Here is a 20,455-nt window from a genome sequence, read left to right as displayed (position 1 = left end):
AGACGATTTCATGGGCAGGCGCCTCTTTGCCAGTTGGCGCCGCCCGGTAGGGAAGGACCGCCACATGGCTGGCCTTGGCGCTTTAGCACGTAAGATTTTCGGTTCGGCGAACGACCGGAAGGTGAAGACATTTCGGGCAAAGGTCGAACAGATCAACGCCCTGGAGTCTGAGATCCAGGCTCTTTCGGACGACGCTCTCAGAGCCAAGACCGACGAGTTCCGAAACCAGCTGAAAAACGGCGCAAGCGTCGATGACCTCTTGGTTCCCGCGTTCGCCACCGTCCGCGAAGCCGCTCGCAGGGCACTCGGTCAGCGACACTACGACGTGCAGCTCATCGGCGGCATGGTCCTCAATTCCGGACAGATCGCAGAAATGCGCACCGGTGAGGGCAAGACACTTGTGGCAACCGCCCCGGTCTATCTCAACGCCTTGACCGGAAACGGCGTTCACGTCGTTACCGTCAACGACTACCTGGCACAGCGCGACAGCGACTGGATGGGTCAGGTCTACAAATTCCTCGGCCTCAGCGTCGGCTGTATCACCCACGGGCTGAGCGACGAAGAACGCCGGGCAGCCTACGCCGCTGACGTCACCTACGGCACGAACAACGAATTCGGCTTCGATTATCTCCGCGACAACATGAAGCATGACCGCCAGTCCATGGTTCAGCGCGGACATGCCTATGCCATCGTCGATGAAGTGGATTCGATCCTGATCGACGAAGCCCGTACGCCTCTGATCATTTCCGGTCCGCTGGAAGATCGCTCCGAGTTCTACAATTCGGTCGACGCCTTCATTCCGCACCTGACTGAAGAAGATTACGAGCTCGACGAAAAACAGCGTTCGACCACCTTCACCGAAGCCGGTAACGAGAAGCTGGAAAAGCTGCTCGGCGAAGCCGGCCTGCTGAAAGGCGATTCGCTCTATGACGTCGAGAACGTCGCCATCGTGCACCATCTGCAGCAGGCGCTGAAGGCGCACAAGCTGTTCCAGCGCGACAAGGATTACATCGTCCGCAACGACGAAGTGGTCATCATCGACGAGTTCACCGGCCGCATGATGCCGGGCCGCCGTTTCTCCGAAGGCCTGCACCAGGCCCTGGAAGCCCGCGAGAAAGTGCGCATCCAGCCGGAAAACCAGACGCTGGCCTCCATCACGTTCCAGAACTACTTCCGCATGTACGGCAAGCTGGCCGGCATGACCGGTACCGCGTCCACCGAAGCCGACGAATTCGCCGACATCTACAAGCTGGAAGTGGTCGAGATTCCGACCAACGTTTCCGTGAAACGTATCGATGACGACGACGAGGTCTACCGGACCGTTCAGGAAAAATTCCAGGCCATCGTCAAGCTGATCGACGACTGCAAGCAGCGCGCCCAGCCGATCCTGGTCGGCACCACGTCGATCGAGAAGTCCGAATATCTTGCCGAGATGCTCAAGAAGCATGGCTACAAGCAGATCGATCTCAGCGATCCGGCTGCCTTTGCCGCCGCGCAGAAGAACGAAGGCGGCAAGACCAAGGTCTTCGCGGTTCTCAACGCGCGCTACCACGAGCAGGAAGCTTTCATCGTTGCCCAGGCTGGTCTGCCGGGCGCCGTGACCATTGCCACCAACATGGCCGGCCGCGGTACGGACATTCAGCTCGGCGGCAACGCCGACATGCAGATCGCCATGGAACTGGGCGACATGCCGGAAGGTGAAGAGCGCAGCGCCAGGGAAGCGCAGATCCGCGCCGAAGTCGAGGACATGAAGCAGAAGGCGCTTGCGGCCGGCGGTCTTTATGTCATCGGCACCGAGCGTCACGAGAGCCGCCGCATCGACAACCAGCTTCGTGGCCGTTCCGGCCGCCAGGGCGACCCGGGCCATTCCAAGTTTTTCCTGTCCCTGCAGGATGACCTGATGCGCATCTTCGGGTCCGAGCGCATGGATTCCATGCTGCAGAAACTCGGACTGGAAGAAGGCGAAGCCATCATCCACCCGTGGATCAACAAGGCACTTGAAAAAGCTCAGCAGAAGGTCGAGGCACGCAACTTCGACATCCGTAAGAACCTGCTGAAATTCGATGACGTGATGAACGACCAGCGCAAGGTGGTCTTCGATCAGCGTATCGAGCTGATGGACAGCGAAGCGATCCAGGACGCGGTTTCCGACATGCGTCACGACGTGATCGACGATCTTGTGTCCGCGCACATTCCCGAGCGCGCCTATCCGGAGCAGTGGGATACCGAGGGCCTTCAGGAAGAAGTCCGCAAGTATCTGAACCTGGATCTGCCGATCAAGGATTGGGCGGCTGAGGAAGGCATTGCCGACGAAGAGGTCAAGGACCGCCTGCGCAAGGCGGCCGACGCCGGCATGGCGCAGAAGGTTGCCAAATACAGCCCGGACATCATGCGTCAGGTCGAAAAGGCCGTGCTGCTGCAGACGCTCGACAACCTGTGGCGCGAGCACCTGGCCAATCTCGATCACCTGCGGTCTGTCGTCGGGTTCCGTGGTTACGCCCAGCGCGATCCGCTGCAGGAATACAAGACCGAAGCGTTCACGCTGTTTGAATCCATGCTGACCCAACTGCGCCAGATGACCACCGCGCAGCTGATGCGGGTCGAACTGGTAACGGAACAGGCACCGCAGATGCCGGCCGAACCGGAAATGCATGCTCATCACATCAATCCCTTGACCGGGGAAGACGAGATGGCCATGGCGGACGCCCAGCTTCCGGTACCTCCGGCACAGCGTGACCCGGAAGACCCTGCGACCTGGGGCAAGGTCGGCCGCAACGAGGCCTGCCCTTGCGGCTCCGGCAAGAAGTTCAAGCACTGCCACGGCGTGCTTGTCTGACGGCAGTCGGAACAATTGACCATCAAGAAGGCCAGCCTCGTCAAAGGGCTGGCCTTTTTCGTGAAATTCCGGCAGGTTGCCGCCGACTTCAACCGGCTAACGAATGTTCATGCACACCAAAGCGGCTAACACTGTCTATGTCACCCGGCGGGAAAACGCCCGCCCGCAGGCACCGCTGCTCAGCGTCATCGTACCGGTCTTTAACGAAGAGGAGGTCATCCTCCACTTCCTGCAGGCGACCCGGCCGGTGCTCGAGCGAAGCGGCCTTCGTTACGAATATGTTTTCATTGATGACGGCAGCCGGGACAGGACCGCGAACATCCTGTCGGAGGAGCTTGCAAACGGCCTGCCGGGACGGCTTCTGGGCCTTTCCCGCAATTTCGGCAAGGAAGCTGCTCTTTCCGCAGGGCTCGAGGCGGCGAAAGGAGACATCGGTGTCATCATCGATGCTGACCTGCAGGACCCGCCGGAGCTCATTTTGCAGATGCTGGACGGATGGCGCGCGGGCTATGATGTCGTCTACGGCCTCAGGGTCGACCGGTCTTCCGACACGCTCATGAAGCGGTCCACGGCGGGCATGTTCTACAGCCTGTTCAACCGCCTGGCCAATATCGACATGCCCGCGAACGCCGGAGACTTCCGTCTGATCGACCGCTGCGTTATCGATGCATTGCTGCGCCTGCCGGAACGCAATCGCTTCATGAAGGGGTTGTTTGCCTGGGTCGGGTTTCCGGCCATGGCACTGCCCTATGAGCGCCCTCCTCGCCTGGCGGGGGCTGGCAAGTTCAATTACTGGAAGCTCTGGAACTTTGCGCTGGACGGCCTCACGGGCTTCACAACGCTCCCGCTACGGGTCTGGTTCTATGGCGGCGCCCTGATCTCTGTCGGCGCCTTCACCTATGCGCTTTATCTGACGTTACGCGTCCTCATCGAAGGCATCGATCTCCCGGGCTACGCATCGCTGATGGTCGCGCTTCTGTTCTTCTCGGGTGTGCAACTGCTGTCGATCGGCATGATCGGCGAATATGTGGCGCGGCTTTTCAACGAAGCGAAACAGCGGCCGGTCTTCATCGTTCAGGATGTCATCGAAGGCGGCAACACGCCTCCATCCGCAAAGCAAACGGACGACGCCGCCAATGGCGCCTGAAATTCGCCACGGCAAGCTGAAGACGGAAACCGCTGCCGCCGGCAAATTCGCCGTGATCGGCGTGCTGGCGACACTCACCCATGCCATTGTGGCGGGCAGCCTGCTGCAATCTGGAATGCTTCCGGCCTATCCGGCCAATATCTGCGGCTTCCTGGTCGCCTTCTGTGTCTCTTTCACCGGTCACTATTTCTGGAGCTTCTCGCACCTGCGCCGGAAGGGCACCGCAATCAGAAGCATGGTGCGGTTCCTGGTGATTGCCGTCTCCGGATTCCTGCTGAACACCACCGTTCTGGCCCTGTGGCTGACCCTGACCCCCTGGCCGGATCTCATCGGCCTCCTGTTTTCCATCGCGATCGTGCCAGCCCTTTCCTTTGCCGGAGCCCGGCTCTGGGCCTTCTCGCACCATCCAGCCGAGACCTGACCCTTGATACGTCTGATCGAAAACGCTCCTTCAAGGGCGGCCCTCTACTACGCTGGCGGCCTCTGCCTGCTTTATGCCCTGATACCGACCCTGACCTTTCCCAACCCGCCACTCGACGTGGTTGAAGGCTTTGCCTGGGGCCGGGAACTTCAGCTCGGATATACCAAACATCCACCGATGCAGGCCTGGCTTCTGGAGCTCACCTATCGTCTCACGGGAGGCCTCAGTGGCGGGTACTGGCTGAGCGCGCTTTCGGTTGCCCTTGGCTATCTGTTCATCTGGCGGCTCGCTCGCCGTCTCGGACTTTCCGGCCAGCAGGCCTTCTGGTCTCTCGTGCTGACCAGCGTAACCTTCTACTTCACGCTGCCCCTGCCGGAATTCAACCCGAACATCCTGCAGATCCCCATCTGGGCAGGCATGATGCTGCTGTTTCACCGGGCAGTGGACAAAAGTCGCCTGCTCGACTGGGTCCTGCTTGGCGCCCTCGCCGCCTTCGGCCTTTACACGAAATATTTCGTGCTGCTCCTGATCGGTGCAATCGGACTTTACGCGCTGGTCTTCGCCGATGCCCGGCGGCATATCCTGCGCCCGGGCCCCTGGGTGACGATAGCCGTCTGCCTTGCCCTGCTGGTGCCACACGCGGCATGGCTTCTGGAAACAGATTTCCTGACGTTGCGCTACGCCGCCAGCCGCAGCAATCCGGCAGACGGTTTTGTCGACCATCTGTTCAATCCGCTGAACTTCCTGGCAGCTCAGATCGGCAATCACGCCGGCTTGTTCCTTGTGCTTCTGGCCGGTCTTGGCTGGCACGGCCTGAAACAGGTTCGACAGCGCAGGCGCGAAGTTGCAACGCCCCTGGCCACATCTTCCGACCGCTTTCTGCTCTGGTTTGCCGTTCTGCCGCTTGCAGTTGTTCTGATTGCATCAGCCGTTACCGGCAACGAGTTCGAACACATGTGGGGCACGCCCATGTTCGTGCTGTCCGGCATCCTGGCGGTGCGGTTTCTGGCGCTACCGCAACTCTGGCCCTTTCCCGCCCGCGCCTTCGTTGCCGCCGTTGCGATCCAGGCGATTTTCCTGGGCATCCTGTTCGGGCAGGCTGTTCTGGAGCCGCACTGGAAACACAAGCAGACCAGGCTCCACTATCCCGGCAAGGCGATCGCTGAAGACATGGCACGCGTCTGGAAGGAGCACATGGGCACCGATCTTGCTTATGTGGCCGGCGATATGTGGTCGGCGGCCAACGTCACCACACAGGCCGCCAGCCGCCCGTCGATGTTCTATCTGCATGACCGGACCCTCAGCCCCTGGATCGACCCGAAAGATGTCCAGGAAAAAGGTCTGATGATCGTCTGGCGAGGCGACCAGGAAACACCGATAGAGGAAATCCGTCGCTATTATCCGGATGCTGTCCGCGAAGGGTCGCGAACGTTCGCCTACCAGACCTCCGGCAGCATTCCCGACGTCACGGTCAACTGGGTCATCGTCCCACCTGGCAAGGTGGTTTTCGAACCAGCGAATTAATCGCAAACGCTGGCACAAGCCGTCTGGAAACCGGACGAAAACAACACTAACTTGGCGCCATGATCAGTATGGCGGAAATCGACGGCGTGGAAGACTGGTTGATCGACCAGTCTCTTGGCTCGCCCGATCTGGGGTCGATGTTCGGAGAGATGTGCGAGCGCCTGCGCGCATGCGAGGTTCCTGTGGACCGCGCCATGATCGGCTGGTCGACCCTTCACCCCCTGATCGAGGCGGAAGCCGCCATCTGGGAAAACGGCACCGAAATCCAGCGCGAGCAGATTGCCCACAATGCCGAAGAAACAGACGAGTGGCTGCAAAGCCCCGTCCGTGCCGTGCTGGTCAACCAGGAATCCGTCCTGCGACGGCGCCTCACGAATGCCAATGCCCCGCTCGAGTTTCCCTTGCTCGTTCGGCTGAAGGAAAGCGGGTACTCCGATTACATCGTCATCGCGACCGAATTCGACCTGCCGACCATCAAGGACCAGATTGCCACCTCCGGCATCGTGATCAGCTGGGCAACGCGGGAAACCGACGGATTTTCCGACGATGCCCTGACCGCAATCCGCTACATTCAAAAACGCTTTGCCCTAGCCGCGCGCGCCACCATTCAGGGGCAGATCAACCAGACGATCGCAGAGACGTATCTCGGCAAGATCGCCGGCAACAAGGTGCTCAGCGGCCAGATCCGCCATGGCGACGGCCAGACAGTCGATGCGGTGATCTATTTCAGCGACATGCGCAATTCGACCGCGATTGCGGAACTGCTTGGTCCCGATGCCTACCTTTCGTTTCTGAACACTTATTTCGACGCGACAGCCGGTGCAATTCTGGCAAAAGGCGGCGAAGTGCTCGATTTTATCGGCGATGCCGTTCTGGGCGTCTTTCCCATAGGCGCGCAAAGCCTGGACAAGGCGGTCGCACAGGCACTTTCGGCCGCGGATGAAAGCCGGAAGCGTCTGAAAGCGATCAACGCCGACCCGGCGCTGCCACACGTTCTCAAGGCGGGCATCGCCCTGTCCGTCGGCTCCGTCATGTTCGGCAATATTGGCGTCCCGCACCGGCTCACCTTTTCGGTGATCGGCCAGACGGTCCATGCGGCTGCACGGATCGAAAGCCTCACCAAGACCGTCGGCGCCGACGTTCTGATGACCGAAGACGTCGCCCGCTTCGCCAGCGAACGATCAAAACCGGCCGGGTCGTTCGAACTGAACGGCTTCACCGACCCCCAGCCCCTGTTTACCCTGGACCGGCTTTTCTGAAAGCCGCCCGTCCGGCAGGTATTTCCTCATCCCACCGACAAGCAAAGACCGACATGACCGATCTACGTCCCGACGCCCCTTCCCATCTGCCTTTCAGAGACCAGGAAGCCACCGGCCCTGACAACGGTGCTCCGGTCGTGCTGCTGCACGGCTTCGGCGGCGACCGGCAAACCTGGCTCAACATACAGACGGCACTGGCTTCGAAGAAACGCTCCATAGCGTTCGACCTGCCGGGGCACGGCGAGGCGCTGGACTGGCCGCGGATTGGCAATGCGGGGGTTTCCGCAAAAGCTGTCGGGCAGTCTCTGGAGGCGCTCGAGCTGACGAAGGTCCATCTGGTCGGCCATTCCATGGGCGGCGCAGTGGCCGCGCTGATTGCCCTGCGCAATCCTGATCTGGTGGCCAGCCTCACTTTGCTGGCACCGGGTGGCTTCGGCTCCGAAATCAATCACCGTCTACTCCGTCGCTATGCGGCTGCAACGGATGCCGACACCATGGAAACCCTGCTGGAGCAGTTCTTCGGCTGGGAGTTCAAACTGCCGAAATTCCTCGCCAGGACGGCCGCCGAAAGCCGCGCGCGCCCGGGCGCGGCCGCGACACTGGAGGCAATCGCGGACGAGATCATCGACGGCAGCGTTCAAAAGACCCTGCCGCGCGACGAACTGGCAGCCCTGCCCATGCCGATCAAGGTCCTTTGGGGCACACAGGATCGTGTCCTGCCGACCCGCCAGGCCCACAAGCTACCGGGTGTCGTTGCCACGCACATTTTCGAACGAACCGGCCACATGTTGCATCTGGAACTGCCCAAGGAAGTGACCCGGCTCATCCTTCAGAACGCTGGCTGCTGACACGGACCAACATCTGGAATACCAGAAAGTTTCCCCGCGATCTGGCCCCCCGGCGCGGTTTGGGATAGGTAGCAGGCCGAAACCCGGCCGGTCGGACGGCGGGGCCTGTATGAACCGAGCCGGAGCGCGCATGTCAGCCGAAATGTCAGCAGCCAACGATGTCATCGTCACGGCGGTGTCGGGCTATGAGCCGAAACACATGGCTGCCTGGTACAATTCCCTGAAGGCAACGGGGTATCGCGGCCGGACGGTCGCGGTTGCTTACAATGTCAGCGAAGCCCTTGTTGATTACATGAAGCACATGGGCTCGCTCGTCATCACGTTCGATCATGACGCCGGCAAGAAGCGCTACTCCTACTCGCAGCTTCGGGAAGAAATCGCCGACCATACCGATGGCGGCAAGCTTTACACAGACAGGCGCTGGACCTGGAACAAGCGCGTCCTGCGCTTCAAGGACAAGATCTACGACCGGCGCTTCTTCCATGCCAGTCACCTGGTGAAACAGCATCTCGATGCGCTTGGCGAGCCTGTGCGCTTCGTCGCCTTCTCGGATGCCAGGGACGTCATCTTCCAGTCTGACCCGTTCGCCTGGATGGAGGAGAACCTTGCTCCGGGCAAGGATCTCCTCATCGGTGAGGAAAGCATCACCCATGAAGACCCCTGGAACCGCCGGAACGTCCTGAAAACCTATGGCCGCCACGCCTATGACCGTGTGGCCAAGGTTCCCGTGTGCTGCGCTGGCTATTTCGCCGGCCGCTACGAGGCGATGATGGATTTCATGCTGGCGGTCTATTACTTCGACCAGACCAAACGCAGCGGTGATCAGGCCGCCTTCAACCAGCTTCTGACCTTTTGCGGCTGGAAGGAAAAGGCCGAGAAGGTGAACTGGCAGGTTCCCTGGCTGCTGCACGCGGTCAGTGCCAACGTCGGTCCGGATGCGCCGGGGTTCTGCATGCCTCGGGAAACCGTGCCGGTGTTCGAGGACGGGCTGGTCAAAACCTTTGACAAGCAGCCCTACGCCATCGTGCACCAGTACGACCGCAACAAGGAAATGACCGCCTATTTCCTGGAGAAATTCGGCAAGGTCGAATAACAGCAGGCGCTAACCGCGGACAATGGAAGCGCTTCGCCCTCCCGTTGCCCGCCAGCACCTATCCTATCGGAACCTGTTGTTCAGGCTTCCGGCAGCAGATCATCACGCCACGGCTCACCGATCACCCGGCGGGCCATCATGTGCGAGCGCGGTGAATTGATGCTGTCGACGGCAATAAGCCGGCCATCGTGCAGGTAGGCGACATAGAACTTGCTGTCTTCGGTCGAACCCACGACCTTTGTGTCGTCATACCCTTCCGACAGACCGGCGATCTGCAGCTTGATGTCGTACTGATCGGACCAGAACCACGGCAACGGGTCGTAATCGACTTCCTGACCCAGCAGCGCCTGGGCAACCGCCTTTGCTTGGTCGATGGCGTTCTGGACGCTTTCCATGCGCACGGACCGCTGGTAGCGGTTGGAATAGAAACGCGTACAGTCACCCGCAGCGAAGATGTCAGGATCGCTGGTCTGGCCGCATCCATCCACCAGGATCCCGTTGTCGACCTCCAGGCCCGCCTCTGCGGCCAGGTGATCATTGGGCTCTGCACCGACGGCAACCAGAACCAGTTCCGCCGGAACCGTCTCGCCTGTCGACAGCCGGACGCCGGTGACACTGTCACCACCCTCGATTGCCTCGATGCCCGTGTTCAGGCGCAATTCGATGCCGCGGGCCTTGTGCAGGCCGGAGAAATAGTCGGAAACCGCCTGGCTGACCACACGCTTCATCGGGCGATCCTGCGCCTCGATGACGGTGACCGACTTGCCCAGGCTTTTGGCGACGGCAGCGACTTCAAGACCGATGTACCCGGCTCCGATGATCGCGACATTGCTGCTTTTTTGCAGAATGTCCCGGATCACGTTGACATCGGCAATCGAGCGCAGCGTGACCACGCCCTTCTTGTTGGCACCCTCCAGCGTCAGCAGCCGGGCATTGGTGCCCGTTGCCAGAACCAGCTTGCCATACGGCAGCGTATCGCCGTTTGCCAGTGTCAGGCGCTTCGCGCCACGGTCGATCGCAACCACTCTGGTATTGGGAATGTGGTCGATATTGTTGGTGGTGAAGAAAGCCGGCGGGCGCAGCCACAAGCCTTCGGCGCCGATCTCGCCGGCCAGGAACTTCTTGGAAAGCGGCGGTCTTTGATAAGGCGGATGCGGTTCGTCGCCGATCAGCCGCAGCGGGCCTTCAAATCCGCCCTGCCGCAGGGATTGGGCGACCTGGGCTCCGGCTTGTCCTGCTCCGATGATGACGATGTCTTCCTGCATTCCGCTTCGCCCTCTTTGCGCTTGGCCGGTCCGGCGGATGGTGTGCCGGCCGATCGTTTGAGTGCATGGCTAGCACGAAGAAACGCAGGCCGCCAGAATGGCGAAACGCCGCGTCGGTGCTGACACGGCGTTTTTTCGATTTTCTTTGTTTCAAGCGGTCCGGTTCGGGATCAGGCGCTGCGCACGCCCTGCAGGAATTCGGCAACTTCCTGTCGGATCAATGCGCCCTGCTCGCCAAGCGATTCTGCAAGGTGCTCCACTTCGGAACCGTTGGACCGTGCAAGCTCGGCAGCCGAACCGACGGCCTCCATGCTCGACACCCCTTGTTCGGACCGCGCCGAGGCACTGGAAACGTTGTGCGAGATCGCCTGAACGGCTTCGTCCTGCTGCTGCACGGCCGATGCCACAGCCGAGGCAAGGCCTTCCATGTCGGAGATGATCCGGTTGACGTCCTCGATCGCCTGGACCGCCTGACCGGAAGACCCCTGGATGGCCTCGATCTGGGTCGCGATATCCTCGGTGGCTTTCGAGGTCTGGTCGGCAAGCTGCTTCACTTCGGCAGCAACCACCGCAAACCCCTTGCCTGCTTCGCCCGCGCGGGCAGCCTCGATGGTCGCGTTCAGCGCCAGCAGATTGGTCTGGTTGGCAATGTCGCGGATCAACCCCATGACTTCGCCGATCCGGTCTGCCGCGCTGGAAAGCTCCTGCATGGTGGCAACCGTTGAAGATGCACTCCGCACCGCCTGCTGGGCCACCTCCGTCGACTTGTTGGCCTGGCCGGCGATCTCGGCGATGGACGCGGCAAGCTCTTCCGCGGAATGAGCTGCGGAGGTGACGTTTTCCGCCGCCGTGCGCACCGCTTCGGCTGCTTCCCCGGACTGGTTGGCAACGTCGTCGGCCGACTGTTCCATCGACTGGGACGTCTGCCGCAGTTCGCCATTGGCTCGGTCAAGACTGTCAAGTGCCGCGGACACGGTCCCCTCGAACCGGCCGATCAGTGTATCGAGACGGGCAACGCGTTCTTCGCGCCGCCGGTTTTCCTGATCCTGCGAGGCCGCAAGTTCGGCCCGCTCGACCGCATTGTCACGGAAGACCTGAACCGTGCGGCTCATGGAAGCAAGCTCGGTACTGCCACTGTCGTCCGGCAGGTCGAGGTCGGTCTGGCCGCTGGCAAGGGCTTCCATGGCCGACTGCAGACGCGCCAGCGGGCGCGCCACCGATTGGCCGATCACAAGCGCGATGGCCGGAAGCAGCAGAAGCAGAACCACGATAGCCCCGCCGATTGCATAGGTTGCGATCGACCGGGCCATCTCAAGCTGACCGGCGGCTTCACCTTGAATGGTGTTGGCGGCTTCGCTGAGGGAAGCGATGTGCGGTGGAACAAGTTCAAACAGGTTTTCCAGCAGTTCCGAATGCTCGGCCCGCTCTGTCTTGGCGACTGTGTAATCGTCGAAGGTCGTCTTGTATTTGGCCATGTTGTCGGCCAGCTCCGCCTTGATGGCGTCGGAGATGTAGACTTTCTTCAAGAGCTTTTCGAAATCGTTGAACTCGCCCTGGAAAACTTCCAGCGCCGCCTCGGTATTGTTGAGCGTGAACTCCCGTTCCGCCAGCTGAACGGCTAGGATCGCGCGGGCCAGCTTTTCGAAATCCGGCCCGCCGCCGAATTTCATCTCTTCCGACAGGCGATGCTTGACCGCCCCTGCATACTCGTTGAGCCCCGCCAGATAGCCCTGCGTAGAGTCATACCCGATCTTCTGCTGGGCAGTGTCCAGCATCTCGAAAGCACCTCTCGTGCCTTCCAGCGTATCCTTGACGTCGGCGATTTCCGAAGCGTAGGCAGCTGCTGCCGGATTGGTTGCGATCGTCTCCAGAACTGCACTGGCTTCTTCAAGCTTGGCGTTGAAACTCTGGAATGTCTCGACGGATGGCGTGCTGTGGTAACGCTCTTCAATCGAGCGCAGCGCAGCGGCGCTTTCCGACAGTGTGCTGACCTGTCCGGCCAGTGTCGAACTGCTGCTCATGCGCGCGAAGGCCGAATTGAGCTCACCCTGGCTCCAGAAGAAGACACCGCCGATCGCCAGGAGCCCAACAATGGTGAAAAGGCTCAAGGCCAGAATTCTGGCTTTGACTGACAAATTCGCGAAGATCCGAAAAGGTGATTGAGATCTGAAGGCCACCAGCGTATGTCCCCTGGATCAACGGATGTGCCATCGGGGTCGATGTTTACATCCATGAGTTGATCGATCTGGAAGTGTTCGTGCTTCTGGCCTGTGTTTCTTTCACGACAGAACGTTCGAACACTCATGTTTGCGCCGTATATTTGACTATAAATGCCAACTTACGGTTAACATGCGTGTAACCCCACCGACTCGACGCAATCTAACCTTGCGTCATCTTCGACTTTGTCATTGAGGCTGCAATTGAATCTCCTCGCCAGAGCCGCACCGGCCATTTTTGTTTTGCTGTGGTCTACGGGCTTCGTCGGCTCTAAACTCGGCGCGCCCTACATCGATCCGATGGTGTTTTTGACGGTCCGCTTCGTTGCGGTTTTGCCGGTGCTGATTCTGCTGGCGATGTTCTTGTCTAAGTCCTGGCCGAAAGATCCCGCTGCCATTGCCCATTGCATCTTCACCGGCATGCTGGTTCACGGCATCTATCTCGGCGGCGTGTTCTGGGCAATCAAACAGGGCATGCCGGCTGGAGCGTCCTCAATCATTGTCGGTCTTCAGCCCGTGCTGACCGCGCTCATCGCGGTGGCTTTGCTTGGCGAAACCATTTCCCGCAGACACTGGCTCGCCATGGCCATCGGAGCGATTGGCCTTGCATTCGTTCTTGGTCCGAAACTCGACCTTGCCGGATCGGGCATCACGCCGGTGACGATATTCGTGGTCCTCATCTCCGTTGCGGCCATCAGCCTGGGAACAGTCTACCAGAAGCGTTTCGTACAGCAGACCGACCTCATGGCGGCAACTGTCTGGCAGTACGTCGGCGCGTTGTTTGTCACCTTTCCGCTGAGCCTGACCGAAAGCTGGCAGATCACCTGGTCAGGTGAGCTGATCTTTGCGATGGCCTGGCTCGTACTGGTCTTGTCCGTCGGCGCGATCCTGCTCCTGATGCTGCTGATCCGCGAGGGCGCCGTCTCCCAGGTCGCAAGCCTTTTTTATCTGGTGCCGGTGGCAACAGCGGTGGAAAGCTATTTCCTGTTCGGTGAATCCCTGACGCCGGTTCAGATCGGCGGCATGGTTCTGGTCATCAGCGCCGTCTTGACCATCCGCAAGAAGCCAGCAAGGAGCTAGGGGTGGTCCCCGGAAGCCGTCTTGCGGAAAATCCGGTCAGGCTTCTGTATCCAGCGCCAGAGCAAGCTGTTCCTGACGGCGGCGCCAGTAGCGCCGTTGACGGGAGATTGCCGCGTTGAGTTCACCGCCCAGAATGAACACGAGCGCGCAGATATAGAGAAAGATCAGCGCGGTCATGATCCCGGCCAGACCGCCATAGGTGGAGACGTAATTGGCGAAGCTGGCGAGATAGGCGCCGAAGGCACTGCCGGCAATGATCCACATGAACAGTGTGGCGAGCACTCCGGGCCACAGGTCGCGGAAAGTGCGATGCCCCGCGGGCAGCAGCCAGTGGGTGATGAAAAGGCCGATGATCAGCAGCGATCCGGCCAGTGTGTATCGGGCAACGTTGATTGACAGCAGGAAAGTCTCGACCTGCGGCACGAAGACCTTCAGCCCCTCGAGGGCGAGCGGCGCCAGAACCACCAGAAACGTGTAGGCAAGCAGAATGCCGGCACCCAGTAGCACAAGCCCGATCGATTGCAGCCGCAACAGCACGATGGAGCGGTTTTCATGCTGCCGGTAGGCCCGGTTGAGCGCGGTGCGCAGCGCCTCCACCCCGTTGGAGGAAAACCACAAAGCGGCAACGGCGCCGAAGGTCACAAGGTCGCCGCGGCGAATGGTCAGGACATTCTGGATTTCCCGCACGACAGGCGATGCAACGCTTGCCGGCCAGGCATCGAACAGCAGTTCCGACACCGTGTCGGCAGCACCGGTCATGCCGAGAAAGGCCGCGAGCGAGGCGATGAAGATCAGCAGGGGAAATATCGCCAGCAACCCCGACAGTGCCACGTGACTGGCCATTGCAAAGCCGTCATCCCGGGCGAAGTGACCGATGGCGTCTTTCAGGACGGCGTAGATCACGAGAACTGTCTGTCTGGCGCTCATGACCCAAGATGTGGCCTGCGCTGACACAATTCGTCAAGCCTGGGTAGTGAAAACCGCATCCGCCAAAAGGTCTATAAATTCACGCTCGACAAATGAGGGTGTGCAACGCAACATAGCTTCAACAAGAAGCGCTGCTGCGCAACAAATGAAAACGGAGATCGCCATGTCCACCGCAGCCCTGCCGGCCGCAGAAACACCCGCAAGCCTTACCGAGCGAACGGAAGCTGCCGTCGCCACGCTCGATCATCTGCTCAATCTTGCAGCGCAGCGGGTGCGCGACCGCGTGAGCGAGGATGGGCGCATCTCCTCCCGCCTGATGGAAGAAGAGCAAAGGGCAACCCACGGACTGGCCTGGTTCGCAACCTATGTGGAATCTCTGCGCCAATTGGATGCCTACGCGAAACGTCTGACCGCGGAAGGCCGCTACGGCGCTCTTGAGGACTACATCGTCCAGCTCGGATTTGCGGAGTACCTCGCGCAGATCTTCGGCGGCATTCCGATGAACCAGGGTGAAATCGTTCGCCTGGCGGATCTTGGCGTCTCTTCCGAAGAAGCTCTTGGCTTCCAAACAGCCGAAATCCTGTCGCTGATCGATTCCGGAAGCCGTCCGGAAATCCGCAGCGAGATCACCCGCCTGATCCGCGACCAGGCGGGCCATTCCACCTTTGGCGACCCAGGTCTGGACGAGACCATGGAGCAGATCCGCAACGAGATGCGCCGCTTTGCGGAAGACAACGTCGTGCCCAACGCGCACGAGTGGCATCTGAAAAACGAATATATTCCGCTTGAGATTATCGAGCAGATGTCCGAGCTCGGCGTCTTTGGCCTCACCATACCGGAAGAATACGGTGGCCTCGGACTTGGCAAGGAGGCCATGTGCGTCGTCTCCGAAGAACTGTCCCGCGCCTATATCGGTGTCGGCTCGCTCGGCACCCGGTCCGAAATCGCGGCGGAACTCATTCTGTGCGGCGGAACGGAAGAGCAGAAGCAGCACTGGCTACCGAAAATCGCATCCGGCGAGATCCTGCCGACTGCCGTCTTCACCGAACCCAATACCGGCTCGGACCTTGCCTCGCTGAAGACCCGCGCCGTGAAGGACGGCGACGTCTGGAAGGTGTCCGGCAACAAGACCTGGATTACCCACCCGGTCCGTGCCGATATCATGACCTTGCTGGCCCGCACCAACCCGGATGAACCCGGCTACAAGGGCTTGTCCATGTTCATCGCGGAAAAGCCGCGCGGCACCGATGAGGAGCCCTTCCCGGCAGACGGCATGAGCGGCGGCGAGATCGAAGTTCTCGGCTACCGGGGCATGAAGGAATATGAAATCGCTTTCGACGGCTTCGAGGTGAAGGGCGAGAACCTTCTCGGCCAGGTCGAGGGCGAAGGTTTCAAGCAACTGATGCAGACCTTTGAAGGCGCCCGCATCCAGACCGCTGCCCGCGCATTGGGCGTCGCCCAGTCTGCACTGGACCTGGGCCTGAGATACGCCGAAGAACGCGTCCAGTTCGGCAAGGAACTGGTCAACTTCCCGCGTGTTGCCGACAAACTGGCCATGATGACTGCCGAACTGATGATCGCCCGCCAGCTGACCTATTTCTCGTCCTGGCAGAAGGATTCCGGCAAACGCTGCGATCTGGAAGCAGGCATGGCGAAACTGCTTGGTGCACGGGTTGCATGGGCTGCGGCGGACAATGCGTTGCAGATCCACGGCGGCAATGGCTTTGCTCTGGAATATGCAATTTCCCGCGTCCTGTGCGACGCCCGCATCCTGAACATCTTCGAAGGTGCGGCGGAAATTCAGGCTCAGGTCATCGCGCGCCGCTTGCTCGAGACACGCGGCAACGCCTGATCGTCATCACATGGATCCTTCCTCGCGAAGGCCGTTCGCCCGCGCGTGGCGAACGTTGTCAGATTCCACGTTCGATCCCTCGTCCGGGGCGCTGTCCCGGGCCCGGGGACCGAGCTTGCTTTGCAGGCGGCCGATGACGGCCAGGACAATCACCACCATGAGTGTTGCAAGGCCTGCCAATCCGATCTGACCGACGCCACAGGCCGTGCCGATGGCACCTGCCAGCCACATCGATGCGCCGGTTGTGACGTTCTGTACCGAGCCGTTGCGGGAGAAGATCAGACCGGCGGAGAGAAACGCCACGCCCGCCGTCACGGCTTCGACCAGGCGGAGCGGATCCACATTGACGTTGCTCGCCCCGGAAAAGGGCAGATCGGCAAGCGCCTGACTGATCAGGAGAAACAGACACGAGGCGAATGCGATAAGCATATGCGTCCTGAGCCCGGCATCCTTGCCACGCTCTTCCCGCTCGAACCCGATGATACCGCCCAGAACGATGGCCGCAATCATCCGCAGAACCAGAACGTCCAGCGGAACCGCACCGAAGCCGAGGTCCATCTCTGCGGCAAGCCGGTCTACCATGGTCGTTCCTTGTTGCGGGTCGGTCAGCATAAGAGAGCAACGCCGCAACAAGTCTTTCGTTCCGGAAGGTGACCGGTGCTGCCTGCCGCCTACTCCACGGTAACCGTGATCTTTTCCGACATGACCGGCGGATTGTGCGGAATGTGCGACCAGTCACCCAGCACCAGTTGCAGCGTGTGTGAACCGGCTGGCAGTTCAATCGTGGTTTCGGTTTGCCCACCACCGAAATGCTTGTGATTGTCATCCGCCGGAATAGCTTCGTTCAGCTCCTCGCCCTCGATACTCTCATCGATGATCAGGTGATGGTGGCCGGTGTTTTCCTTTTCCGTACCGGCGGGGGCAACGCCCATTCCGGAGAGGCCGAACTGGACGGTCACCGGGCTTTTGACGGTGTCGCCATCCTTCAGGTTTACGAAGTAGAGCTTCACGCCGTCCGGTGCCGGAGTTTCTCCAGCCTGGGCGACAGCACCTGTGTGGGCAAGCACGGCAGCACCGAGCCCGATTGCAAGTCTCTTCATGATCTTCTCCCTTTCAAGGACGGAATTCTGCATTGTTCCTCACGACCACTCTTCACTTAGGGCGCCGCGCTCTCTTCCGGTAGGCCCTGCAATCCGTTTCCCGTACTGGTAGGCTTGCGAACTGTCGAAATTGTCACAGATATCCTCAGGAACGCTTCCGGTGGTCCGGCGTTCACTCCAGACGGACCCAAAACTGCAGGAGTGCGACATGAAGGATGCGATCCGACTGAAACATGATGGTTGGGTAGTCGTTGCCGACGGAACCAAGGCTTTGTTCCTGACCAACGCGGGCACGGAACACGTGCCGGACCTCAAGGTCTTTCGGAAAGAAACCCAGGACAACCCTCCCAACCGCGAGCAGACCGCTGACCGTCCCGGTCGTTTGAGTGACGGTCCGCAGGGGCATCGAAGTGCGGTTCAGGAAGCCGACTGGCATGCGCTGGCTGAAGACGATTTCGCCGCGGACCTTGCCCAGATGCTCTACAAGCGCGCCCACAAGGGCAAGTTCGACGAGATCGTACTGGTCGCAGCCCCGTCGGTTCTCGGCCAGGTCCGCAAGCGCCTGCACAAGGAAGTCAGTGACCGTGTCGTCGCGGAGATCGACAAGGATCTCACCAATCATCCTGTCGATCGCATCGAGAAACTTGTCTTCGGAAGATAATCATCTTCTTGCGCAGACGCTCAGGGCGTTCGGCCGCCACCGTCCGAACGCCCCTGCCACGATGTGCCTTGCAAGACCAGGCTCGGAATTTTTTCACCCTAGAACATAGTGGCCGCCAATTGCGGCCGCTGAAACAGGCAGGACCATGACCGTTGATCCGGACTTGGACCGGCCCCTGACGTCCATTGTCGACAGGGTCGGAGACATCACGAAAGAAGGACAGGTCTCGCTTGACCGCGTGGTCGGCGCTTTCGAGAAAACCGGATTTGCGACGATGTTGATCGTGCCCGCTGCCGCCGTCGTGACACCGCTGAGCGGCATTCCCCTGTTTTCAAGCCTGTGCGGAGTGACCATTTGTCTGATCGCGGCACAATGGCTGATGAAACGCGACCGGGTCTGGCTTCCCCACTGGTTGGGTCAGCAAAGTCTTGAGGGCGACAAGGTGCGGGTGGCGATGAACAAGCTGCGGCCCGCCGCACGCTGGCTGGACAAACATTCCCGCGCGAGAGCACGGTTCCTCTTCCGGCAACCTCTTCGGGCCTTGTTGCCGCTCTCCTGCCTCCTGTTCGGCGCCTTGATGCCCTTTCTCGAACTGGTGCCATTCTCGTCATCGCTTCTTGGCGCATCTGTTTGCCTGATTGCCTTCTCTCTCCTCACCCGGGACGGGTTGTTTGCCCTTGCCGCGCTTTTACCCCTGGCCATCGTTGTCTGGGCACTGACGGCCTTGTTCTGAGGAAGGCCTCCCGAACAGGTTCGCAGGATCAACCGAGCGCCTGAAGCGCGATGGCACCGCCATAGATGCCAAGCAGACTGACACTTTCAAAACCGATCCCGCCGGGGCCTGACTTCTGCCGCACCAGCAACCCCAGAAGAAGAACCGCCGTCATCACCAGCCCGATCGCCAGCCAGAAATAGTCCTGAGGGGAGACGGCTTGATAAAGCGAGCCGTCGCGATAGGCGACATCGGAAAGCGTCAGGAACAGAGTGTCGAAGGTGTTGCCGCCAACGATGCCGCCGATGGCGAGCTGCAGGGCACCACGATGCACGGCTGCCAGCGTCGTCACCAGTTCGGGCAGCGAGGTGACAACGGCTGTCATCAGCGCACCGACAAGCGAGGCGTTGAGATTGAAACGGTCCGTCAGCGCGCCAGCCACCTCCGCCAGCACCCAGCCCATCGAGGCGAGGATAAGCATCAGCGCTGAAAACCCTGCGATAAGCCGCAAGTTACCGCGCAGGTCGTGCTGTTCCTCATCCGGGCTGTCCTCGTGGGTTTCGGACGTATTCACGACACGCCACATGGGCTGCTCCCGCACGTGCCGCTGAGCCAGCAAACCGCTGCCATAAACGATAACCAGGGCGTAGGAGGCTGGATGAACGCCCAGTAACGTGATTTCCGGGGTGGTGTAGGCGACCAGGGGAATGGCCAGCAAAAGCATCAGCAGGGCGCATTGAAAAAGACTGGAAACGTCAGCGGCCACATGCTCCAGGTTGCCGCGCCGGTAAACGATGTCAGCGATGGCCAGAAAGGCAGTCTGCGCAGCGATACCGCCAACGCCATTTGAAAAGGCCAGCGACGCGCGGCCGTCCAGCGCTGCAGTTACGGACACCACGGTGCCCGAGAGCGACGTGGCCGCCCCCAGCAGGACACCGCCAACCAAGGCCTCGCCCAGCCCTGTCCGGTCGGCGATACGGTCAGCCTGACCGGTCAGATGAATGCCGCAAACCAGTATAACTCCACCGGCACCTGCAAAAAGCGCAAGCAAGACCCACAGCGGCAGGCTGTCGAAACCCATAGTGACCTTGTCCCCTCTTGGCATTTGCGGAAGTTGTCCGGACTTCAAAGGGAAAACGGTCACCCCACCAGGAAGTTCCCACCTGAACGTTCCCGCTTGGATCTCCCAGGGGGGAACGAATAAGGGTCTTGCGCGTTAACCGCTGAAGAGCAGTCGAGCCTGACTGCCAAGTGGCAACATCGCGAGGTAGTGAAGATGATCTATCACGGCTTTAACGACGATGCGGACCGGCACCTTGCCATCCTGCGTGAAAGGATCAGAGACAAGGAAGCCTCCAGCTGGAAGCACCTTGCTCTTGGCTTTGGATTCAGCGGCATCATTTTCTCGCTGATCGCCCTGATATTCCTGCTCAGCTATTGACCGTACGCTCAGGCCAGCCTGGACGTTTTCAGGAACACTACTGCCTCTCGAACGTTGTTCTGAAGAGTGATGA

Annotated in this window: 18 protein-coding genes; 12 read left to right on the top strand and 6 right to left on the bottom strand. The window is 60.4% G+C overall.

Features of this window, described 5'->3' with window-relative positions; translation table 11 throughout:
• Positions 1–64 precede the first annotated feature (64 nt).
• The 7 genes from secA (at position 65) to J7447_RS23270 (ending at position 9,128) form a co-directional block, all read left to right on the top strand.
• A complete protein-coding gene (secA, locus tag J7447_RS23300) occupies positions 65–2,836 on the top strand; it encodes a preprotein translocase subunit SecA (RefSeq protein ID WP_062491312.1) in 2,772 nt (923 codons plus the stop codon).
• A gap of 109 nt (positions 2,837–2,945) precedes the next feature.
• Complete coding sequence (locus tag J7447_RS23295) at positions 2,946–3,983, top strand: glycosyltransferase family 2 protein (protein WP_209171086.1); 1,038 nt, start codon at positions 2,946–2,948, stop codon at positions 3,981–3,983.
• A complete protein-coding gene (locus tag J7447_RS23290; RefSeq protein ID WP_062486781.1) occupies positions 3,973–4,404 on the top strand; it encodes a GtrA family protein in 432 nt (143 codons plus the stop codon). The genes J7447_RS23295 and J7447_RS23290 overlap by 11 nt, the downstream gene beginning before the upstream one ends.
• A 3-nt stretch (positions 4,405–4,407) precedes the next feature.
• Positions 4,408–5,928 (top strand): glycosyltransferase family 39 protein, encoded by a 1,521-nt coding sequence (locus J7447_RS23285; protein ID WP_209171085.1) that lies wholly within the window; start codon positions 4,408–4,410, stop codon positions 5,926–5,928.
• A 68-nt stretch (positions 5,929–5,996) separates the two neighbouring features.
• The gene (locus J7447_RS23280; protein WP_209171084.1) at positions 5,997–7,187 is read left to right on the top strand and encodes an adenylate/guanylate cyclase domain-containing protein; all 1,191 of its coding nucleotides are present in this window, start codon (positions 5,997–5,999) and stop codon (positions 7,185–7,187) included.
• Between the two features lie 53 nt (positions 7,188–7,240).
• Positions 7,241–8,035, top strand: a complete 795-nt coding sequence (locus J7447_RS23275) for an alpha/beta fold hydrolase (RefSeq protein ID WP_023002969.1) — start codon at positions 7,241–7,243, stop codon at positions 8,033–8,035.
• A gap of 130 nt (positions 8,036–8,165) precedes the next feature.
• Positions 8,166–9,128, top strand: coding sequence for a hypothetical protein (locus J7447_RS23270; RefSeq protein WP_209171083.1), 963 nt, complete (start codon positions 8,166–8,168; stop codon positions 9,126–9,128).
• Positions 9,129–9,208: 80 nt separating this feature from the next.
• On the opposite strand, the gene J7447_RS23265 is transcribed toward J7447_RS23270, so the two are convergent.
• Both J7447_RS23265 and J7447_RS23260 read right to left on the bottom strand, forming a co-directional pair.
• Complete coding sequence (locus J7447_RS23265) at positions 9,209–10,393, bottom strand: FAD-dependent oxidoreductase (protein ID WP_209171082.1); 1,185 nt, start codon at positions 10,391–10,393, stop codon at positions 9,209–9,211.
• A gap of 170 nt (positions 10,394–10,563) precedes the next feature.
• Complete coding sequence (locus J7447_RS23260) at positions 10,564–12,501, bottom strand: HAMP domain-containing methyl-accepting chemotaxis protein (RefSeq protein WP_209171081.1); 1,938 nt, start codon at positions 12,499–12,501, stop codon at positions 10,564–10,566.
• A 312-nt stretch (positions 12,502–12,813) separates the two neighbouring features.
• Here J7447_RS23260 and J7447_RS23255 point away from each other — a divergent pair, with 312 nt between their 5' ends.
• Complete coding sequence (locus J7447_RS23255) at positions 12,814–13,689, top strand: DMT family transporter (RefSeq protein ID WP_286189477.1); 876 nt, start codon at positions 12,814–12,816, stop codon at positions 13,687–13,689.
• Positions 13,690–13,725: 36 nt separating this feature from the next.
• Here J7447_RS23255 and J7447_RS23250 read toward each other — a convergent pair whose 3' ends face one another.
• Positions 13,726–14,616, bottom strand: coding sequence for a YihY/virulence factor BrkB family protein (locus tag J7447_RS23250; RefSeq protein WP_023002964.1), 891 nt, complete (start codon positions 14,614–14,616; stop codon positions 13,726–13,728).
• A gap of 163 nt (positions 14,617–14,779) precedes the next feature.
• Here J7447_RS23250 and J7447_RS23245 point away from each other — a divergent pair, with 163 nt between their 5' ends.
• The gene (locus tag J7447_RS23245; RefSeq protein WP_075283356.1) at positions 14,780–16,468 is read left to right on the top strand and encodes an acyl-CoA dehydrogenase family protein; all 1,689 of its coding nucleotides are present in this window, start codon (positions 14,780–14,782) and stop codon (positions 16,466–16,468) included.
• 6 nt (positions 16,469–16,474) lie between these two features.
• On the opposite strand, the gene J7447_RS23240 is transcribed toward J7447_RS23245, so the two are convergent.
• Both J7447_RS23240 and J7447_RS23235 read right to left on the bottom strand, forming a co-directional pair.
• A complete protein-coding gene (locus J7447_RS23240; RefSeq protein ID WP_286189474.1) occupies positions 16,475–17,050 on the bottom strand; it encodes an MgtC/SapB family protein in 576 nt (191 codons plus the stop codon).
• A gap of 89 nt (positions 17,051–17,139) precedes the next feature.
• A complete protein-coding gene (locus tag J7447_RS23235) occupies positions 17,140–17,568 on the bottom strand; it encodes a DUF4399 domain-containing protein (protein ID WP_209171080.1) in 429 nt (142 codons plus the stop codon).
• Positions 17,569–17,776: 208 nt separating this feature from the next.
• Between J7447_RS23235 and J7447_RS23230 the strand changes: the two genes are divergently transcribed.
• Both J7447_RS23230 and J7447_RS23225 read left to right on the top strand, forming a co-directional pair.
• Complete coding sequence (locus J7447_RS23230) at positions 17,777–18,229, top strand: host attachment family protein (protein ID WP_023002960.1); 453 nt, start codon at positions 17,777–17,779, stop codon at positions 18,227–18,229.
• A gap of 145 nt (positions 18,230–18,374) precedes the next feature.
• Complete coding sequence (locus J7447_RS23225; RefSeq protein WP_152505390.1) at positions 18,375–18,962, top strand: exopolysaccharide biosynthesis protein; 588 nt, start codon at positions 18,375–18,377, stop codon at positions 18,960–18,962.
• A gap of 28 nt (positions 18,963–18,990) precedes the next feature.
• Here the strand turns inward: J7447_RS23225 and J7447_RS23220 are convergent, their stop codons facing one another.
• The gene (locus tag J7447_RS23220) at positions 18,991–20,022 is read right to left on the bottom strand and encodes a cation transporter (RefSeq protein ID WP_055659627.1); all 1,032 of its coding nucleotides are present in this window, start codon (positions 20,020–20,022) and stop codon (positions 18,991–18,993) included.
• A gap of 195 nt (positions 20,023–20,217) precedes the next feature.
• Between J7447_RS23220 and J7447_RS23215 the strand changes: the two genes are divergently transcribed.
• The gene (locus tag J7447_RS23215) at positions 20,218–20,382 is read left to right on the top strand and encodes a hypothetical protein (protein ID WP_023002957.1); all 165 of its coding nucleotides are present in this window, start codon (positions 20,218–20,220) and stop codon (positions 20,380–20,382) included.
• Positions 20,383–20,455: the final 73 nt, after the last annotated feature.

Source organism: Labrenzia sp. R5_0, assembly GCF_017743835.1.
GTDB lineage: Bacteria > Pseudomonadota > Alphaproteobacteria > Rhizobiales > Stappiaceae > Roseibium > Roseibium algicola.
The sequence above is the reverse complement of the archived record's forward strand: the minus strand, read 5'-3'. Positions and strand labels throughout refer to the sequence as shown.

What these genes read in the sequence shown, in the direction of transcription:
- J7447_RS23270 (WP_209171083.1), top strand. Translation starts at nt 8,166, where the DNA reads ATGTCAGCCGAAATGTCAGCAGCCAACGATGTCATCGTCACGGCGGTG.
- J7447_RS23220 (WP_055659627.1), bottom strand. Translation starts at nt 20,022, where the DNA reads ATGGGTTTCGACAGCCTGCCGCTGTGGGTCTTGCTTGCGCTTTTTGCA.
- J7447_RS23245 (WP_075283356.1), top strand. Translation starts at nt 14,780, where the DNA reads ATGTCCACCGCAGCCCTGCCGGCCGCAGAAACACCCGCAAGCCTTACC.
- J7447_RS23235 (WP_209171080.1), bottom strand. Translation starts at nt 17,568, where the DNA reads ATGAAGAGACTTGCAATCGGGCTCGGTGCTGCCGTGCTTGCCCACACA.
- J7447_RS23250 (WP_023002964.1), bottom strand. Translation starts at nt 14,616, where the DNA reads ATGAGCGCCAGACAGACAGTTCTCGTGATCTACGCCGTCCTGAAAGAC.
- J7447_RS23265 (WP_209171082.1), bottom strand. Translation starts at nt 10,393, where the DNA reads ATGCAGGAAGACATCGTCATCATCGGAGCAGGACAAGCCGGAGCCCAG.
- J7447_RS23275 (WP_023002969.1), top strand. Translation starts at nt 7,241, where the DNA reads ATGACCGATCTACGTCCCGACGCCCCTTCCCATCTGCCTTTCAGAGAC.
- J7447_RS23240 (WP_286189474.1), bottom strand. Translation starts at nt 17,050, where the DNA reads ATGGTAGACCGGCTTGCCGCAGAGATGGACCTCGGCTTCGGTGCGGTT.
- J7447_RS23215 (WP_023002957.1), top strand. Translation starts at nt 20,218, where the DNA reads ATGATCTATCACGGCTTTAACGACGATGCGGACCGGCACCTTGCCATC.
- J7447_RS23280 (WP_209171084.1), top strand. Translation starts at nt 5,997, where the DNA reads ATGGCGGAAATCGACGGCGTGGAAGACTGGTTGATCGACCAGTCTCTT.
- J7447_RS23290 (WP_062486781.1), top strand. Translation starts at nt 3,973, where the DNA reads ATGGCGCCTGAAATTCGCCACGGCAAGCTGAAGACGGAAACCGCTGCC.
- J7447_RS23225 (WP_152505390.1), top strand. Translation starts at nt 18,375, where the DNA reads ATGACCGTTGATCCGGACTTGGACCGGCCCCTGACGTCCATTGTCGAC.
- J7447_RS23230 (WP_023002960.1), top strand. Translation starts at nt 17,777, where the DNA reads ATGAAGGATGCGATCCGACTGAAACATGATGGTTGGGTAGTCGTTGCC.
- secA (WP_062491312.1), top strand. Translation starts at nt 65, where the DNA reads ATGGCTGGCCTTGGCGCTTTAGCACGTAAGATTTTCGGTTCGGCGAAC.
- J7447_RS23295 (WP_209171086.1), top strand. Translation starts at nt 2,946, where the DNA reads ATGCACACCAAAGCGGCTAACACTGTCTATGTCACCCGGCGGGAAAAC.